The 17,571-nt window shown below is 67.6% G+C and carries 14 protein-coding genes; 5 read left to right on the top strand and 9 right to left on the bottom strand.

Translation table 11 applies throughout. From position 1 onward, the window contains the following. Positions 1-44: 44 nt before the first annotated feature. A complete protein-coding gene (locus ML01_RS00350) occupies positions 45-3,317 on the bottom strand; it encodes an efflux RND transporter permease subunit (protein WP_254045095.1) in 3,273 nt (1,090 codons plus the stop codon). Between the two features lie 137 nt (positions 3,318-3,454). Here ML01_RS00350 and ML01_RS28245 point away from each other — a divergent pair, with 137 nt between their 5' ends. The 3 genes from ML01_RS28245 (at position 3,455) to ML01_RS00345 (ending at position 5,125) form a co-directional block, all read left to right on the top strand. Continuing rightward, the gene (locus tag ML01_RS28245) at positions 3,455-3,592 is read left to right on the top strand and encodes a DUF4258 domain-containing protein (protein ID WP_156427474.1); all 138 of its coding nucleotides are present in this window, start codon (positions 3,455-3,457) and stop codon (positions 3,590-3,592) included. 364 nt (positions 3,593-3,956) lie between these two features. Further along, on the top strand, positions 3,957-4,127 hold the full coding sequence (locus ML01_RS26705) for a DUF2283 domain-containing protein (RefSeq protein WP_082673797.1): 171 nt from the start codon (positions 3,957-3,959) through the stop codon (positions 4,125-4,127). 62 nt (positions 4,128-4,189) lie between these two features. Next, complete coding sequence (locus tag ML01_RS00345; RefSeq protein WP_058553402.1) at positions 4,190-5,125, top strand: Gfo/Idh/MocA family protein; 936 nt, start codon at positions 4,190-4,192, stop codon at positions 5,123-5,125. 40 nt (positions 5,126-5,165) lie between these two features. Here ML01_RS00345 and pdxA read toward each other — a convergent pair whose 3' ends face one another. The 3 genes from pdxA to ML01_RS00330 are packed head-to-tail and all read right to left on the bottom strand — an operon-like array spanning position 5,166 to position 10,213. Next, positions 5,166-6,194 (bottom strand): 4-hydroxythreonine-4-phosphate dehydrogenase PdxA, encoded by a 1,029-nt coding sequence (pdxA, locus tag ML01_RS00340; RefSeq protein WP_058553401.1) that lies wholly within the window; start codon positions 6,192-6,194, stop codon positions 5,166-5,168. 55 nt (positions 6,195-6,249) lie between these two features. Further along, on the bottom strand, positions 6,250-7,605 hold the full coding sequence (locus ML01_RS00335) for a peptidylprolyl isomerase (protein ID WP_058553400.1): 1,356 nt from the start codon (positions 7,603-7,605) through the stop codon (positions 6,250-6,252). Then, the gene (locus ML01_RS00330; RefSeq protein ID WP_058553399.1) at positions 7,586-10,213 is read right to left on the bottom strand and encodes an LPS-assembly protein LptD; all 2,628 of its coding nucleotides are present in this window, start codon (positions 10,211-10,213) and stop codon (positions 7,586-7,588) included. Before ML01_RS00330 ends, ML01_RS00335 begins: the two co-directional genes overlap by 20 nt. Positions 10,214-10,517: 304 nt before the next feature. On the opposite strand from ML01_RS00330, the gene ML01_RS00325 reads away from it, so the two are divergent. Beyond that, on the top strand, positions 10,518-11,513 hold the full coding sequence (locus ML01_RS00325; protein WP_082673795.1) for an aminoglycoside phosphotransferase family protein: 996 nt from the start codon (positions 10,518-10,520) through the stop codon (positions 11,511-11,513). A gap of 30 nt (positions 11,514-11,543) precedes the next feature. On the opposite strand, the gene ML01_RS00320 is transcribed toward ML01_RS00325, so the two are convergent. From ML01_RS00320 to purD, 5 genes are all read right to left on the bottom strand, one after another. Continuing rightward, positions 11,544-12,599, bottom strand: coding sequence for a nucleotidyltransferase family protein (locus ML01_RS00320; RefSeq protein ID WP_058553398.1), 1,056 nt, complete (start codon positions 12,597-12,599; stop codon positions 11,544-11,546). Next, on the bottom strand, positions 12,596-13,456 hold the full coding sequence (locus tag ML01_RS26700; RefSeq protein ID WP_254045093.1) for an HprK-related kinase A: 861 nt from the start codon (positions 13,454-13,456) through the stop codon (positions 12,596-12,598). The genes ML01_RS00320 and ML01_RS26700 overlap by 4 nt, the downstream gene beginning before the upstream one ends. A gap of 53 nt (positions 13,457-13,509) precedes the next feature. Further along, positions 13,510-13,830, bottom strand: coding sequence for an HPr-rel-A system PqqD family peptide chaperone (locus ML01_RS00315; protein WP_058553397.1), 321 nt, complete (start codon positions 13,828-13,830; stop codon positions 13,510-13,512). Positions 13,831-13,985: 155 nt separating this feature from the next. After that, positions 13,986-14,714: a hypothetical protein gene (locus ML01_RS28240; protein WP_156427473.1), complete on the bottom strand. Its 729-nt coding sequence runs from the start codon at positions 14,712-14,714 to the stop codon at positions 13,986-13,988. A gap of 337 nt (positions 14,715-15,051) precedes the next feature. Further along, positions 15,052-16,317, bottom strand: a complete 1,266-nt coding sequence (gene purD, locus ML01_RS00310; RefSeq protein ID WP_058553580.1) for a phosphoribosylamine--glycine ligase — start codon at positions 16,315-16,317, stop codon at positions 15,052-15,054. A 354-nt stretch (positions 16,318-16,671) separates the two neighbouring features. Here purD and ML01_RS00305 point away from each other — a divergent pair, with 354 nt between their 5' ends. Further along, the gene (locus ML01_RS00305) at positions 16,672-17,562 is read left to right on the top strand and encodes a hypothetical protein (RefSeq protein ID WP_162267931.1); all 891 of its coding nucleotides are present in this window, start codon (positions 16,672-16,674) and stop codon (positions 17,560-17,562) included. Positions 17,563-17,571 lie beyond the last annotated feature (9 nt).

Genomic DNA, 17,571 nt, shown 5'->3' with positions numbered 1-17,571 from the left:
GCGAGCCCCTTGGCCCTCGGCCGTGCGTCCGCGGTGCCCCTTCTTCACTGCGCGAGCGCGCCGCGAGCGGCATCCGCCGCGGCCGGCGACTCACCACGCCGCCCCAGGATCCGATAGACCATCGGCACCAACAGCAGGGATACGAACAACGAGAAGCCGAGCCCCCAAACAATGACGATGGCTAGCGGTTGCAGCATCTCGGAGCCCTCGCCGAAGGCCAGCGCCAGCGGCAGCATGCCGAGCACCGTCGTCAACGTGGTCATCAGGATGGGCCGCAGTCGCAGCCGCGCGGCGCTGACGATGGCCTCTGCCATGGCTGCGCCCTCGGTGCGGCGGATCTCGATGAACTCCACCAGCACGATGGCGTTGTTGACGACGATGCCGGCGAGCATGATGAGCCCGAGCCAGACTGGCATCGACAAGGGGGTGTCGGTCACCTGCAGCCCGAGCACCACGCCGATGAGCGCGAAGGGCACCGACAACAGAATGATCAGCGGGTTGCGCAGCGACTCGTACTGCACTGCCATCACCACCAGCACCAGGAACAGCGCGAGCGCGAGCAGGATGCGGCCGAGATCCCGGCCTTCGTTCAGCGTGTCTAGCGCGCCCGCCTCGTAGAAGGTATAGCCGCGCGGCAGCGGCAGGTCGGCGAGCGCCGCCAGCGCAGCGCCGATGGCCGTCTCCAGGGTCGCGTCGCCGGCCACCGACGCCGACACCTCCACCACCCGCTGCTGGCGGTCGCGCATGATCCCCCCCGGCTGCGGCAGCACCTGGACCTCGGCAATGTCGCCGAGTCGGATGGGCCGTCGCTCCCCGGTGTTGCCGAACAGGATGATGGACTCGATATCCCCGGGTGCGCCCACGTCGTCGCGGTCGAGCCGCAGGCGCACGGCAACGCCGCGATCGTCGTCGATGAGCTCCGTGACGGTCTCGCCCTCCAGCGCGAAGCGCAGCACGGCACCGATGTCCTCGACGCTGAGCCCGTAGCTCGCGGCGCGGCGGCGGTCTACGCTCACGGAGAGTTCGCGGCTCACCTCCTCGTTGGAGTGCTGCACGTTGGCGAGGCTCGGCACCTCCTTGAGGCGCAGCACGGCGGCATCGGCCAGGTCGATGAGCTGCGCTAAGTCCGGTCCCTGGAAGCGCAGGCTCACGTCGTCGTCGCCGCGGTTGAAGCGGATGCCGCGCACGCCGCTGGTGTAGTAGTAGGCGCTGAGGCCAGGTATGGCCGCGTCCCGCACCAGGCGCTTCAGCCGCTCGATGAAGGCGTCCGACGTGAGCCCGTCGCGCGCCGCTGACGGCCGCAGCAGCACCTGAATGCCGCCGCGGTTGGGGCTCTCCCAGGCCGAGCGGCCGAACACCCAGCCGCCGACCGTCGTGAACACCGCGTCAACCTCCGGCTGGGCGGCGACGATGGCCTCGACTTGGCGCGTCATGCGGTCCATCTCCTCGACGCTGATGCCCTCATCCGCCCGGAGCGCGATCTGCACGTCGCCCTCGTCGAGCTCCGGCAGGAACTGCTGCGCGCCGGTGAGAAAGCTCGGCACCGTGAGCGCGAGCCAGGCGCTGAAGCCGGCCACCACGAGCCAGCGCAGCGGTAGCAGGCGTTCAAGCAGCCAGCCATAGGCCGCCTGGAGCGCGCCGACGCCGCGATCGATGCCGCGCCGCAGCCAGCCCTCCCGCGTCGCCGGCACCCGGCTTGCAAGCGCCGGCACCAGCGTCAGCGCGACGATCATGGACGCGAGGATCGCCGCCGAGATGGTGAAGATCAGCTCTCGGAACAGGAGCCCGACCAGCCCGCCGATGAACAGAAACGGCAGCACGGCAGCGAGGTTCGTCGATGTGGAGGCGACGATGGCGCTCGTCACCTCTTGGGCCGCGTTGACGGCCGCGGGCACCGGCTGCTCGCCCAAGCGCTGGTGGCGCTGGATGTTCTCCAGCATGACGATGGTGCTGTCCACCAGCATACCGACGCCGAGCGCGAGCCCGCCCAAGGTCATGATGTTGAGGTTGAGCCCGAAGGCGGCCATCAGAATGAAGGTCACCAGCACGGCGATGGGCATGGCGCTGCCGATGATGAGCGTGCGCCGCACGCTGCCGAGGAACAGATACACGACAAACATCGCCAGCGCGGCGCCGGTCAGCGCCGCCTGCGCGGCATTGCGCAGGCTCGCCCGGATGTAGCGCGCCTGGTCGCTGACCTTGCGCACGCTGATGTCCGGCGGGATCTGGGCCTGCTCGACGAGGGTCGCGAGCGCCGCATCGACCCGCTCGACGACGCTGACCGTGTTCTCAAGCGGCTGCTTCTGGATCGAGAGCTTGATGCCGGGCTCGTCGTCGAGCCGGATGCGCAGGCGCTCCGCGGCGGCGCCGTCGATGACCCGCGCCACGTCGCCGACGCGCAGCAGCCCGGGCGGGGCGCGCGCTGCGCGGTCGTTGTCAGGGCGGGCAGCGCCCGGCGGATCAGCCTCGCCTGCCTGCCGCAGCGGCAGGTCGATAATGGCCGCGGCCTTGTCGAGCCGCCCGCCGATGCGCCCGCTGATCTCGCCGTCGGTCATCATGAGCCGGCCGGCGGGGATGTCGCGGTTCGCCGCCTGCAGCGTGTCACGCAGGTCCAGCAGGTCCAGCCCGACGCCGGCGAGGCGATATTGATCCGCGACGATGCTGATCTCGCGCTCTAAGCCGCCGCCCACCTCCGCCGCCGCGATGCCTGGCAGGGTCAGCAGCGAGCGGCTCAGGTTGTACTCGACCCAGTCCCGCAGCTCGACGCTGTCGCGCAGGCTCGAACTCACGACGTACTCCGCCACCGGCAACTGAAAGGGGTCGCTCTTGTAGATGACCGGCGGCTCGACGGTTTCGGGCAGGAAGCGCCGGGCCTGGTCGAGCCGGGTGCTCGCATCGCGCAGCGCCCGGTCGATGTCCTCGCCGTAGCGAAACGACAGGTCCACGGCGCTGCGCCCCTCGCGGGTCTCGGACTGGATCGCGATGGCGCCCTCCGTGGCCGCGAGCTGCTCCTCCAGCAGCCGCGTCACCTCGTCCTCCATCACCGCCGCCGGCACGCCCGGGTCCAGCACCCGCACGCGGATGTCCGGATAGGTGATGCGCGGCAAGAGATCCAGGTTCAGGCTGCCCAGCGCGAAGCCGCCGAGCACCATCACCGCCAGCGTCAGCATGACGACGCCGATGGGGTGGCGGACGGACCAGGTGGAGAGGCCGGTGATCATGGGCGAGCGAAAGCATCCTGGTGGGCTTCGCGCCGCCGCCGGACAGCTCGGCTGCGGGCAGGCTGCGCGGCGCTGGCGTGCATCTTGCTCAGACATGCGGACGCCTCAGGGTTCCGAAAGGGCGCCGCTGTCGGCATTCCAGCTCGCCGCAGTGCCCGCCCTCGACGCCCGGGATTAGAATGGCGCCTCATCTGTGATGCTTGCGTCGGCACAGCTTGCAATGGAGCGAAGCAATGAGCGAGGGCTTTCAGAGCAACCGTTTCCGCAAACGGGTCTGGCTGACCAACCATGCCATTGAGGCGATGGCCAAGCGGCGTGCGACCTTGGCGGAGGTGAAGACGCTCATCGAGCAGGGCGCGCTGCTGGAATAAGTCGAGGGACACGCCTGGATTTCGCACGATTCTCGGGCGCGCCGCGGTGACAACCTGGTGTGCGCTGCCGTCGTCGTCGGAGACGCTGTCGCGATCAAGACCGTCATGGTCGACTGGCAACAGAGGTATCGGGAATGAAGATTGTCTACTACTAGCGAGGCAGAGCCTCAGACCGACCAGGGCACGGCGCCTAGTCTTGCGCCGCCCGCTCGTCGGCGTATTGAAGCAAGGGCCAAGGGCCAAGGGCCGAGGCGGGCTCCCTTGGCCCTTGGCCCTCGGCCCTTTCGCCTGCAAGCGCCGTGTCGTCGTGAAACTTGACTCATCTGCAAACATTCGCCGCCGTCAAGCGCTCTAGGAGGATGACATCCTCTTTCTGGCGCTTGCCAAGGGCGAGATCGTCCGGGATGAATCATTGAGCTGGAACGTGAACATCGGCTACACGGCCGACGGCATCGGCGAGATCACGATCCTGGATGCCCAGAAGACCGGCATGTATCCGCTGCAGATCAAGCGCGTGCTGGCCGACGCGGCCTGAGGCACGCCGCCCGGAGCCGCTATCATGGTGCCCGGTCACAGCAGAGCAACCGGGAGAACGGCATGGATCGGGCAGTACGTATCGGCGTCGTCGGGGTCGGCTATCTGGGGCGCTTCCATGCGCTGATCTACTCGCGCCTCGACGGTGTGGAGCTGGTGGGCGTCGCCGACACGGACCCGGCGCGGGCGCAAGCCGTGGCGGCGGAGGCGGGCTGCGCGGCGCATGCGGACCCGGCGGCGCTGTTGGGCCTGGTGGATGCGGTGAGCATTGTCGTGCCCACCACCGCGCACCTGGACGTGGCGCGCCCGTACCTGCAAGCCGGCGTGCACACGCTCTTGGAGAAGCCGGTGGCGCCGGACATGGACCAGGGGCGGGAGATCGTGCGGCTCGCCGAGGCGTCCGGCGCGATCTTGCAGATCGGCCATCTGGAGCGCTTCAACGCGGGCATCATGGCGCTGGCGGCGCGCATCGACCGGCCGCGCTTCATCGAGGCGCAGCGCATGGGCGGGTTCAAGGAGCGCGCGACAGACGTGGACGTGGTCTCGGACCTGATGATCCACGACATCGACATCATCCTGTCCTTGGTGGGCGACGCGTTGACGGACGTGCGCGCCGTCGGCACGCCGGTGTTGACCGAGCACGTGGACATCGCCAATGCTCGGCTTGAGTTCGCCAACGGTGCCGTTGCCAACATCGTCGCCAGCCGCGTGTCGGACCAGACCACGCGGCGCATCCGCGTGTTTCAGCCGGGCGCCTATCTCTCGCTCGACTTCGTCGGCCAGACCCTGGACATCGCGCGACCGGTGCCGCAGCCGGGCCAGCCGCGCCCGGAGATCGTCCGCGAGCGCATCGCGGTGGAGCCGGTGAAGCCGCTCGATGCCGAGATCGCGGCCTTTGTGGACAGCGTGCGCACGGGCCGCCGCCCGCTGGTGGACGGCGCCGTGGGCCTCAGGGCGCTGGAGGTGGCGTTGGAGGTGGGTCGGCGGATGGCGGATTGAGCCTGCTCGTGCCGTGCTTGCGTCCCGGGGAGGAGCCGCCTCAGCGGGGCGCGCCGGGCGCCTGATTCCGCTCCAACTCCGCCATGCCGATCGCCATATCCAGCGCGGCGGCGAGGCTGCCCACGTCGGCCTGTCCGGTGCCGGCCAAGTCCAGCGCGGTGCCATGGTCCACGGAGGTGCGGATGATGGGTAGGCCTAGTGTCACGTTGACGGCGTGGCCGAAGCCCAGGTGCTTGAGCACCGGCAGCCCCTGGTCGTGGTACATCGCGAGCACGACGTCGGTGTCGGCGAGCCGTGGCGGCAGGAAGGCCGTGTCCGCCGGCACCGGACCGCGCACGTCGGCGCCGCGGGCGCGGAAGTCCGCAATGACGGGTGCGATGATCTCGATCTCCTCACCGCCCAGGTGTCCGCCCTCGCCCGCGTGCGGGTTCAGCCCGCAGACCACGATGCGCGGGGCGGCGATGCCCAAGCGTCGCGGCAGGTCGGCGAGCAGCGTCGTCAGCACCTCCGCGATGAGCTGGCGGTTCAGCGCCGCCGGTACGTCCTTGAGCGCCAAGTGGGTGGTGGCGAGCGCGACGCGCAGCCCTGGCGCCGCGAGCAGCATCACGGGCTTGGCGTGGCAGTGCTCGGCAAAGAGCTCCGTGTGGCCAGTGAAGGCGAGCCCGGCGTCGTTGATGACGCCCTTGTGCACGGGCGCGGTGACCACCGCCTCGAACTGCCCGGCGAGACAGTCGCGGCAGGTGGCGTTGAGGGTCTCGATGACGTAGCCCGCGTTGCGCGGGTCGAGCCGCCCGGGCCGCACCGGCTCGCGCAGCCGCGCCGCCGCGTGCACCTGGAGCGTGCCGGCGCGCTGCGGCGCCGGGATGCGGTCCGGGTCATGCGGCAAGATCTCCAGCGGCAGGCCGAGCAGCCCGGCGCGCTCCTGCAGTAGGGTCGGATCGCAGACCGCGACCAGCTCGGCAGCGTGAGGGCGCTGCGCGAGCGCGACGCAGAGGTCCGGGCCGATGCCGGCGGGCTCGCCGGGGGTCAGCGCGATGCGCGGCGGCGGCGGCTGGCGGATGTCGGTCATGGGCTGCAGGGCGGCTCCCGGGCGGGTCGGGTTGGCGGACGCCGGGCGCGGCGCATCAGTAGTCGCCTGCGTCCAGGCGCAGGTCCACGTAGGCCTCGTCGCGGAGCTGGCGCAGCCAGATCTCGGTCGCCTCCTCGGCCTTGCGCCGACGCAGTGCGTCCTCGGCGCGCATGCGCATCAGCGCGTCGGTGGTTTCCTGACGGCGGCGTTCGAGTACCTGCACGATGTGCCAGCCGAAGGGCGACTTGAACGGCTCGCTGACCTCGTTGGGTGCGAGTGCGTCCATCACCTCCTCGAACTCCGGCACCGTGGCGCCCGGGTCGACCCAGTCGAGGGCGCCGCCCTTGAGCGCCGTGCCGGTGTCATCGGAATGGGCGCGGGCGAGGGTGCCGAAGTCGTCACCGCCGACGATGCGCAGGCGTAGCTGATCGAGCCTGCGCTTGGCGTCGTCGTCCGACACGAGCTCGCTAGTGCGGATCAGGATATGGCGGACGTGTGTCTGGCTGACAGGCTCCGGGTCGTCGCCCTTGATGTCGGAGATCCTAATGAGATGAAAACCACTCGGGCTTTGAATGGGCTCCGCTGTCTCGCCCTTGGCGAGCTTCTGCGCGGCATCCACGGCGAGTGTCGGTACCTCGGCCATCGGGAACCAGCCGAGGTCGCCGCCCTCCAGCGCGCGGCGCCCTTCGGACTCCGCCGCGGCCATGCTCGCGAAGTCGGCGCCGCCGCGCAGGCGCCCGAGGATGCTCTCTGCCTTGCTGCGGGCGGCGGCGATCTGGCTTTGCGTGGGGTTGTCCGGCAGCGCGATGAGGATGTGCTGCAGACGCACCTCGCGGCGCTGGATCAGGGAATCCCCTTCGCGCTCCAGGAAGCGGTCGACCTCGGCGTCGCTGATGCGGATGTTGCGCATCACGGCCTGTTGCTGGAGCTGCGTGGCGACGATCTGCGCGCGAGTGTCTTCGCGGAAACTCTCGAAGTCGATGCCGCCCTGCTGGAGGGTCAGGCGCAACTCGTCCAGCGACAGGCCGTTGCGTGCAGCGATGCTGGTCATGGCCTCCGTCAGTGTCGACTCGTCCACCTCAATGCCGAGGCGCTCGGCCGCCTGTAGCTGCAGGCGCTTGAGGATCAGTCGCTCAAGCACCTGCTTTTCGAGCACGTCGCGCGCCGGGATGCTCGTGCCGCGGGATTGCAGCTCCGGCAGCACCAGGTCGATCTCGGCCTGCAGCTCGCTCTGGACGATGACATCGTCGTTGACGACCGCAACGATGCCGTCGAGCGGCCCGGCCGCGCCGGTCGCCGCGAGGATCAGCAGCAAGCCGGCCAGCAGGTTGCAGGCGAGCCCGCGTGTGTCGCCGACGCGCGGGAATCGTGTCCGATGCGGCCGGGCGGGTTTAGTTCGGGTTGTAGCCATAGATCTCGCGTTCCAGGAAGTCGCCCACCGGGTCGCCGATGGCGCCGAGGCCGGCAAGCTCGAGTTGCAGCATCACCGACGTGCTTGCGGGGTCGCCCGCGCTGCGCTTGAAGTGCCGGCCCACCAACCGCAGTCGCCCGCAGCACTTGCCGAAGGCGATGCCGGCGACGGCGTCCATGGTCTCGGCGTGGCGCACCGAATAGAGCCAGCGCCCGACCATCTCGATGCGCTCGCCGAGGGGCAGGCGGAAGGACAGGTCCGAGTCTTCATATCGGTTCTCGGGGTTCGTCGCCGTGAGATCGGCATGGTACGAGAGGTTCAGGACCCGCTGCCCCGGGTCGCGGTATTCCAGTCGCAGTGTACGCCGCTGCCAGGCGTCGGTGTCCGCCTCTGGGTCAAATTCAATGCTCGCGCGGCCGAACCAATTGGTAAACAGCCGGGCCGACAGCTCGCCCGCGTAGGGGGAGGTGTCGGATGTCTGCACGGGCTCGCCGATCTGGACCTTTCGGTCTGCGAAGTAATAGATCTGGCCCAGGCTCAGCCGGAACAGCTCGACCCCGCTGGCGCCCTCCAGCAGCCGGGAGCTGATGCCGGCGGTGAGTTGATTGGCATCGCCAATGCGATCGCGGCCCGTGAAGCGGCTGCTTCGGAACAGGTTTGCAAAGGCGAAATCGAGCTCGGAGCTGTCGAAGATCGGCGTGTCGCTCTGGTCCTCGTAAGCCGTGTACAGATAGTAGAGCCGCGGCTCCAGGGTCTGTACCGCGCTGGTGCCGAACCAGTTGGCAGGGCGCTCGAAGATCAGTTTGCCGTCGAGATCGACGCTCGGGATCGCATACGCCGGGTCCTCCGAGATGCCAGGGGCGGTGTCCGTGAGGTCGTAGCGCGATAGGTAGAGACGGGCGCTCGGGATGAGATGACCGTAGCTGCGTTGCAGCGGCCAGGTCATGAGGGGGGTCAGCGTTCCGCGCTGGCCGTGTACGGCGTGATTGTGATCGAAGTAGTTGTACTCTGCCTCCAGGCCAACGGTGGGGCGCCCGAGGTAGCGGCCGCCGCCCTCGGGCAGCAGAGCCCGCGGCGGGATGCGGAACAGCACCTGAGGCAGGCGACCGTAAGGGCGGCTCGCCGGCGCCAAGTTCTCCTCCACGGTCTGAAACGCCCGCAGGCGCGTGAGCAGCGACCAGCCGTTGCCGAAGTACTGGATGTCGCCGCTCTGTTGCAGGTAGCGGGTGCTGGTGGCGTCGATGGTGTTGCCGAGGTCTTGAAGGTAGTCGTCGTCGCTGATAGCGCTGTAGTCGACCCGCGTGGCCAGACGTCCGAGCCAGAGACCTTCCTGCAACACGTCAAAGGCCCAGCGGAGCTTATTCTCGCCGTCGTAAGCCTGATCCTGCGGCAGGATCTCGGCGCGGATCTCGCCCCGGTCGGCGCGGGTCAGGTAGCGGAGCTCCGTGCCGAGCTGCAGGCCGCGCTTGCTCATGATGCGCGGCGTGATCGTGGCGTCCAGGTTCGGTGCAATGTTCCAGTAGTACGGCAGGGCGAGGTCCAGGCCGCTGCTGTCCGATGACCCGAACGCCGGGACCAGGAGGCCGCTGCGCCGACGGTCGTCGATGGGAAACTGCAAGTAAGGCGTGTAGAACACCGGCACGCCGGCGATGCGCAGGTGTGCGTCCCGGGCGACGCCGAGCCCGGTGTCCTGATCGAGCTTGAGCTTGTCTGCCCGCAGCGACCAGGCATTGCTGCCGGGTGGGCAGGTCGTGTAGATCAGGTCGCGGTAGGCGGTGCGGCTCGGGCTCACCACGTAGGCGGTGTCGGCGAGCCCGCGGGCATTGAGCGGTCCGGCGAGCCGAAAGCGCGGTGCATCGACGCGGCCCTGCTCGGTGGCGAGGTTGATCTCCGCCGCGGCGCCCACCAGGCGCACCTGCGGATAGCTGAGAAAGGTATCGCCGGGACTGGTGACAATCTCGCTCCGGCGGTCGTAGCTGATACGGCCCGCCTCGACGCGTTGCGCGTCGCGCTCGATGGTCACGGCCCCGACGGCGTCGATGATGTCCTGCTGCCGGCGATAGGAGATACCGCCGGCGTCCAGATCGACGGGGCCGGACTGCGCGGCGGGTGCGGCGAGGAGCTCGTCCGTATCGGGCCCGGCGATGCCCGGGGGGCGCGGGCCGCAGTAAGCCCAGTCGAGGCCTTGGTCGAGCCGGCCGGAATCCGGCTCGATGGGCTCGGTGACGATGCCCGCTGTGGTCCCGGGCTGGTCCAGGTAGCCGCGGTCGCGGCTCGGGGTGGCCCCCGGCAGGGTGGTCACGCGCGGCGGAATGGCCGCCGCGGGCAGGACCCACAGTGGCTCGTCGTCCGTAACCGTTGGCGCAAGGGCCGCGGGGCCGACCCCCGGCAGCAGATAGGGCGAGACAGGCGTCGGCAGCAGCGGATTGGGCGCCGTTTCGTCTGCCAGCATGTCGGGAACGGGCGGCAGCTCGGCGGGGCCTTCTGGCGGCATCGGCACAGCCTGTGCGTTGCTGCGTGCCGGCGGCATGCCGAGCGCTGCGGCCAGCAGCGCTGCGGCGCATGCTGCGGAACGGCGGCGGCGGGTGTTGCGGTTGAGGTTAGGCATTGCAAGCTGTGCACGGTGCCTCGGCGGGTCCATTCGACAGCGCCATCGCAGGCTACAAGGGGGCCGCGACGCCCGTCGGCCAAGCTGGCCGCTTCAAGCGACCATCCGGCTCTGCACCGGTTGTCGCGACGCCCGCCCCGGCGGGATGTCGGGTGCAATTCGACAAAGTCGCACATTCGGCAAAAGGCATCAATGCGTGGGTCGAATCTGCTAGTCTCCGCTGCGCCGTACGGGGGCTGCGCACAGCGGTGGTGCGGTGGCGCCCGCAGGTGCGCGGCTTGGCGTTGTAGGGTCGGAGGTTCTGTTGACAGAGCGTGGTGAGCTGTTTCAGGCGTGGTTGCGGGCGGCGCTTGGCGGGGAGCTGCCCAGCCTCTCGGCGGCATCGGCGGATGCGAGCTTTCGTCGGTACTGGCGCGTTCGCCAGGGTGCGGACACCGTCATCGCCGTGGATGCGCCACCGCAGACCGAGGACAGCGCCGCCTTCGTGCGCCTGGCGCGGGCGTTCGCGGACATCGGTCTCAATGTGCCGCGGATCATCGCCGAAGACGTGGCGCAAGGCTTTCTGCTGGTGGCGGATCTGGGCGACCGGCACTACCTCGATCACCTCACGGATGCGAACGCGGATCGGCTGTATGGGGACGCCATCGGCGCGCTGATCGCGCTGCAGGCGGCGGGTCCGCAGACCGATCTGCCGGCGTACGACGAGCCGTTCTTGCGCCGCGAGCTTCGCATCTTCGACGAGTGGCTGCTGGACGGCTTGCTCGGCCTGCCACATGAGGCGCAGGACCGTCCGATGCTGGAGCTGACCTACGACCTGCTGGTGCAGAGCGCGCTCGCGCAGCCGAAGGTCTGCGTCCACCGGGACTTTCACAGCCGCAACCTGATGCTGACCGAGCGGGCCAACCCCGGCATCCTGGATTTTCAGGACGCCGTGCTCGGGCCTGTCACCTACGACCTTGTCTCCCTGCTGCGCGATTGCTACATCGACTGGCCCGACGAGCGCGTGCAGTCCTGGATCGACGCCTATCTGGACTCGGCATTGCAGTGCGGCATCCTGCGCGATGAGCACATCCCGGCCTTTGTCGGTTGGTTCGACCTGATGGGGGTGCAGCGCCACCTCAAGGCGGCCGGCATCTTCGCCCGGCTCGCGCTGCGCGACGGGCGACGGAACTATCTGCAGTACCTGCCGCGCACACTGGGCTATGTGAGAGCCGTTGGCACGAAACAACCGGCGCTGGCGCCGCTCGCGAGCATCATCGACGAGCGGGTGCTGCCGGGGGTCGCGGCGCACCTGGCGTGAGCGTCCCGCTGCGGCGCGATGCGGCCGCGCTCAGTGGGACCCGCGGCGCAGCCCCTTGCGCAGCAGGTGCAGGGCCAAGAGCCCCGGCGGCATCCGCAGCCAGTGGGAGCGCAGATACAGGAGCCATGCCGAGATGTGCGCCGGCCTGCGGGTCGGGTAGCGGGGTTCCAGCACGCGCGGTACCAGCAGGTCCATCAGTCGCCCGTTGAGTTGGCCCGGCGCGAAGGCCTCCGCGGCGCGCATGACCTCGTTGGGCACCGGCGTATCGAGCAGACGCCGGCAATAGCGCAGCGCGTAGTAGAGGGGGCGGCCGAGCTCAAGCTGCTCGGCCCGCGGCAGCAGCCGGTCCCAGAAACCGGCTTCGTCGCCGAGCTCCTGCATCAACTGGTGCAGATCCAGCAGCCCGCTCAAGTCGCCCGCGATCTCGCCGTCCTGGAACAACTGCGCCGCGCTGTGCAGCAGCATGTCCTCCGGGCAGAGCACCCGATAGGGCGAGTCCGGGAGCGGGCGGCTTGCGGCCCAGAGCAGCTCAGGGTCCGGTCGCACCCGGCCGGTCAGCGGCAGCAGGGCGTGATGGACGTCGACCTCCAACAAGCGCGTGCGATGGTGCAGCGGCGGCAGCTCGTGCATCCACCGGCGGTAGTAGCGCTGGTCGTAGCGGTCGCGGGTTTCCGACAGCCAGCCGCCGCGCTCCAGCGCCGTCTCCGCGGTTTCCAGTTGCGTGCGCGGCACCATGATGTCGACATCGGCGAAGTCGCGACCGCGTGCGACTTCGAGGTCCGCAAGGGCATAAGCCGCGCCTTTTAGCAAAAGCATAGGCACGCCCACCGGTGCAAGCGCTTTGTTCAGCTTGCGCAGCTCAAGGCGTACCTGAGATTGCTTGTAGCGTGCAAAGCAGCGCTGAGCGTCGAGATCGTGCCCCACCAGCGCTGGGCAATCGGCCTCAACCCCGTGTCGTTCGAGGAGGCAGCTCAACCTGCCGCCCAGGCGGTGCGCATGGACTTCCCGCAGTAGCCGATCCCAGGCCGACAGAGACAAGTCGCGCACTGTGCCAGGCCTTCTGAGGGCCTGCAGCAACAGGCTCATGGCGCTGGTGATGGTAGGCGGTCAAGGGCGGACAGGATGCTGTCGAGGCCGCCGTACTCCGCGCTCCAGCATGAGCATGTGTCGACCACATGCTCGACTGCTGCAAAGCCGGCCACACCTATCAGCCTGTAATTGAAGGCGTTCTGTGAAAGGCGCACGAAGGCGAGGTGACGCGGCAAGGGCGTGAGCCGAACAGAGCTTCCGGCACGGTAACGAGGGAACACGATCCAAGCTGGGCGAACGGTTTCCATGTCACGGCTCAGGGCCTGCTTGTCGGGGCGCAGGTGTGCGACGTCGCCCTTGCGCGTGCGTGGAAAAACGGGGCCTAGATCGGCTTGCGGGGAGAATCGGCGGATGATCTCGATGGAGTCGTTCTTCAATGGAATGGCTCTAGGAACAGGTTGCAGTAGACCGGTTTTCCAATCGAGAAGCCCGAACTCGTCCGATAACAGCCGCCATCCCGACAATGCGAGCGCAGCAGCAAGCGTACTCTTGCCGGAGCCAGGTATTGCAGGCAGGATCAAGGCGTGCCCATCTCGCTCGAGTGCGGCCGAATGCAGCATCAGATATTGGTGGGCACGCGTTGCGATGCACCAGTTGAGTCCCCACTCCAAAAGCGCAAACGCATGGTCGCGGGGAAAGGGTTGGAACGGAGTTTCGCTGTCGGTGCGGAATACCGCCTGCGGCGCGAACAGACGCCGGCTCAGTGAGCCCTTTTCAACTGCGACGTTGAATAAGGCGAGGTCCCGAGGCTCGGCGTCAACGTTGGTTCCGTAACACCATCGAACCAACTGAATCAGATCATGAAGCGGCGTGCGCAGGCGCACCGAAAATGGGCCGACGCGGTAGGTCAGCACAGACCCGGACCCAATTTGACCCCGCCACACGCCTGCGGCGTGTGTAGGCGCAATCACGGCGAAGCAGCGAGCTCCACAAGCTCGATCTCCGAAAGCGTCTGGAGTGAAGTGTGGATCTTGTCGCTGAACTGAGGGCTCGGCGCCCCTGCATCCAAACAGAGAGCCAATATTTCTGCGGTGGTCATTTCGCCTTTGCTCAAGGCAAGCAGTATGAGCGTCGGTAGCGCGTTCAAGATGTGGGTCTCGCCCGTCTCGCCATGGAACAGCAGACTCTCCGCGTCCCAGTTCGCCCATCGGAACGTCGCGGGGCTGACGGCTCTCCAGTGGTCGCCATCGCGGTTGGTATGGCTTGCGCTATCGGTGGTGTGCTCCATCGTTCTAGCGTTTCCCTCTGTGACATGGGGAGACACCGATTTATATTGAGCTCCTGCCCGGCGGGAAATGCCGAATACTTAAGCGTTTCCCTAGAGTGCAGCTCCCAGTGCTGTCTATGTCGGATGGCGAAAGGGGTCGGGATATCCCACGCTGCTTATGTGCTTTGAAAACTGAGCAGGCAACTCGTTGTCAAGGGGATGTTCCCCGCCTGATTCGGGTCCACCTGGACCGCAAAGGGGTAGAAGCAGTAATTCGGCGGCTCCGGCTGGGAGGTCGCTTCTGGCGGCCAGGACGGGCTCGTTATATTGCAGTCGCTTGGGAGGTTGTCGTTACCAACAGCGACATCGGTTTCTGGATCCACGACCTCGAACCTTGTCGTGTTGTAAAGATAGAGAAACTGGGCCGGTTGCGCAGGGTTTATTGGAGTTGTGAGAAGACCGGGGTCAACCCAGGTGCCACGCGGCGCGGCGCTGGTATTCTGAGGATTGTCGCCGACGACCGTAACAGGGTTGCTCTCGATCGTGAACCGGAAAACGGTGATAGGACCAAAACCGACAGACGCGTCAAAAATCAGGTAGTCCTGAACCGAGCCCGGAATGCGAATGTAGTGGTCTCCAGGCGGAACTGGGTCGAACACGACTGGACTCGGTGTGTCCCGGCCGTTCTGTCTGTTGATCACGCAGTGTGGGGCGCTGGCGGCGGCCAAGGCTTCGCCGCTGGGCAGAGTAGCAATGAACGGTGCCGCCGAAGCGGCCGCCTTAAGCAGCCCGCGACGCCGACGCGAAATCGCGTCGTCGCTGGAAGTGCACGGCTGATTGCTTGTGCCGGCCGATGCTGCGGCCTGCACGTCCTGTTCGCGTTCGGGTCGTTGCATGTCGGTCATATCGCGCTCTTTACAGTCCTATGCCTCATGCCTACTCTACTGCACGCGGCGTGCCACAAATGCCAAGACTCTGATTTCTGAGTCTTTCGTATGGTAGAGCACAATCAGTGCTCAGGCGAGTGTAAAATTTGACAGTCAATCCTCCGGCGGGATCGGTCTCCTGGAGCGAGTGTCATCCATGCTCGTCTGAAGCGTGTCTCCAAAGAAGCGCAGGCCACTCATGCCTGCCCTCCCTGCGTGGCTATCCGCTGGCCAGTCCGGGATCGATGCGGATGTGCGCGCACCCAAAAGGCTTAACTGTCAAGCGGGTAGCGTGTCCGGGGCCTTGTTCCGGCCGCTATTGTTTGCCGATGTCGTGGCGATAGAACCCCCCGTTCATTTGAACATGCAGGATGGCCTCGTACGCCTTCGCCCGGGCGTCAGCGAGCTCGGGCCCAACCGCCGTGACGCAGACCACGCGCCCCCCAGCGCTGAGGAGCGTTTCATTATCCAACCGCGTGCCCGCATGAAAGACCTTGATGCCGGGGCTCTCCATGCGGGCAATGCCTCGAACGGGAACACCTGTGTCGTAAGCGCCCGGGTAACCCCCGGCGGCGAGCACGATACTCACCGAGGCTTGTTCGGACCACTGAGGACGCACGACATCGAGTCGTCCCTCCGCGGCAGCAGCGATGAGCCCCGTGAGATCCGACTCAAGCCGCATCAAAATTGGCTGGGTCTCCGGGTCTCCGAGGCGGCAATTGTACTCCAGTACCGTCGGTGTGCCGTCGTCGGCAATCATTAGCCCGGCGTAGAGAAAGCCGACGTAACGCAGTCCGTCCGCCGCGAGCCCGGCGACCGTCGGGCGCATGATCTCATCCATGATGCGGCGCTCCAGGTCCGGGGTGACCAGCGGCGACGGGGAGAAGGCGCCCATGCCGCCGGTGTTCGGGCCGCGGCCGCCGTCGTCGCGGGCCTTGTGGTCCTGGGAGCTGGCCAGCGGCAGGATATTCGCCCCGTCCACGAGCGCGATGAAGCTCACCTCGGTCCCGGTGAGCCGCTCCTCGATGACCACCGTCGCGCCGGCGCTGCCGAAGCGGTTGCCGGCGAGCATGTCACGCACGGCGGTCTCGGCGCCGGCGAGGTCGTCCGCGACCACGACGCCCTTGCCCGCGGCGAGGCCGTCGGCCTTGACCACGATGGGTGCGCCGACCGCGTTCAAGTACGTTAGCGCCGCGTCGAGATCCGTAAACGTCCGGTGCCGCGCCGTGGGGATGCCGTGCCGGACCATGAAGTCCTTTGCGAAGGCTTTGGAGCCTTCGAGCCGCGCCGCTGCCTGCCTGGGGCCGAAGCAGCGCAGGCCGGCCGCCTCGAAGGCGTCGACGATGCCCGCGACCAACGGCCCCTCGGGACCGACGATGGTCAGGCCGATGCCTTCTTCGCGCGCGCAGTCGACCAGCCCGTCGATATCGTCGGCGGCGATGGGCAGGTTGCGCACGCCGGGCTCCGTCGCGGTGCCGCCGTTGCCAGGGGCAACGAGGACTTCTGCCACGCGCGGCGACTGAGCGCACTTCCACGCGAGGGCATGCTCGCGACCGCCGCTGCCGACGATGAGGATCTTCAACTGGGGCTGAGACACGTGGAACGGGCCGATCTGAGACTGCTTCTGGTGCGCCATATACGGCGGCGGCGCTTTGACGCGCAATGATGCCACGCGGTTGTCGCGGTGCCTACCTCCGCCGGCGCGCCCGGTTTGTGGCGTGCCCGTACCTAGGCGTCGCTGGGAGCCATGCACCCTCCACCTCGTCGGTCTCTTGCCACCGTTTGGCACTTGCACGCCGTCCGTTACAGGCAAAACTAGGCGAGTCTCCTATAGGCCACATTAAGGAATAACCTCCAAACTTGACGGCAAAACGTCGCCTCCCGGTGCGGGCACAAACTTGGCGGCCGAGAGACGCAAGCACGAACAGCTAACATGATGACTATCACGCCACCGTCGACCGAGCGTCGGCAAGACTGGAAGCTGCAGGCACTCGATGACGTCGCCGGCACGGCCGACTGGCTCAGCGCGCAGCGCAGCATGGACGTGCGCGACGCCCTGCCGGCGCTTGTGCTGCGCCTGGACCGCCTGCGGGAGCTGGAGCTGGAGCCCGGGACGCGCTTGGAGCTGATGCGCCTGTACAAGCGCCCGGTTCTGAAGGCCTGCGCGGCCCTGCCGAATCCCGACCCGCAGGCGCCGGACGGTGGCTTCGGCGGCACAGGCCTGACGGCCGAGCAGCGGCTCGATTGGCTGATGCGGGTGAACCTGGGGCAGTTGTTCCAGGAGCTGGATCGCAAGCGCTATCGCTGTGCCGCGGCCACGGAGGACAACCGCCAATGGGTGCTGCGGAACCTGTTCAAATTCCTGCGCCGGCAGATTCGCTACGCGATGCTGGCCCGGCGTCCATGCCCGCGGCAGACCTGGCAGGACCTGCATGACCTCTTTGTGTATCTGGTCATTCGCGGCAACGTGCAGTTGGACAGCGCGGTCCATGTGGATGCGTTCGACGACGGCTTCGATGCCGAGAGCGAGTACAAGCGCCTGCTGCTGTTGGGCTACGCCCAGGCGTGCGGCCTTGCGGGACAGCCGGCGCTTGATCTGCTCCAAAAGGCGCCGGAATGGGCGCGCAGGTCACGCTTGTCCGACCCGGGGGCGCACCTCGGGCTCTTCAAGCTGATGCTGGTGGAGGTATCCCACGACCGCCCTATGCGCATCAACGACGGCAGCCTGCGCGAGGGCTTTCGCGGTTGGGTCCTGCTGCCGGCCGACGCGTTCATCCAGTTCATCCAGCACGGTACGCGGCGCTCGCGTGCCCGCAACGCCGCCTGATGATCGGCG

It is taken from the genome of Thiohalocapsa sp. ML1, assembly GCF_001469165.1.
GTDB lineage: Bacteria > Pseudomonadota > Gammaproteobacteria > Chromatiales > Chromatiaceae > Thiohalocapsa.
This window is presented reverse-complemented; position numbering and strand designations above follow the sequence as displayed.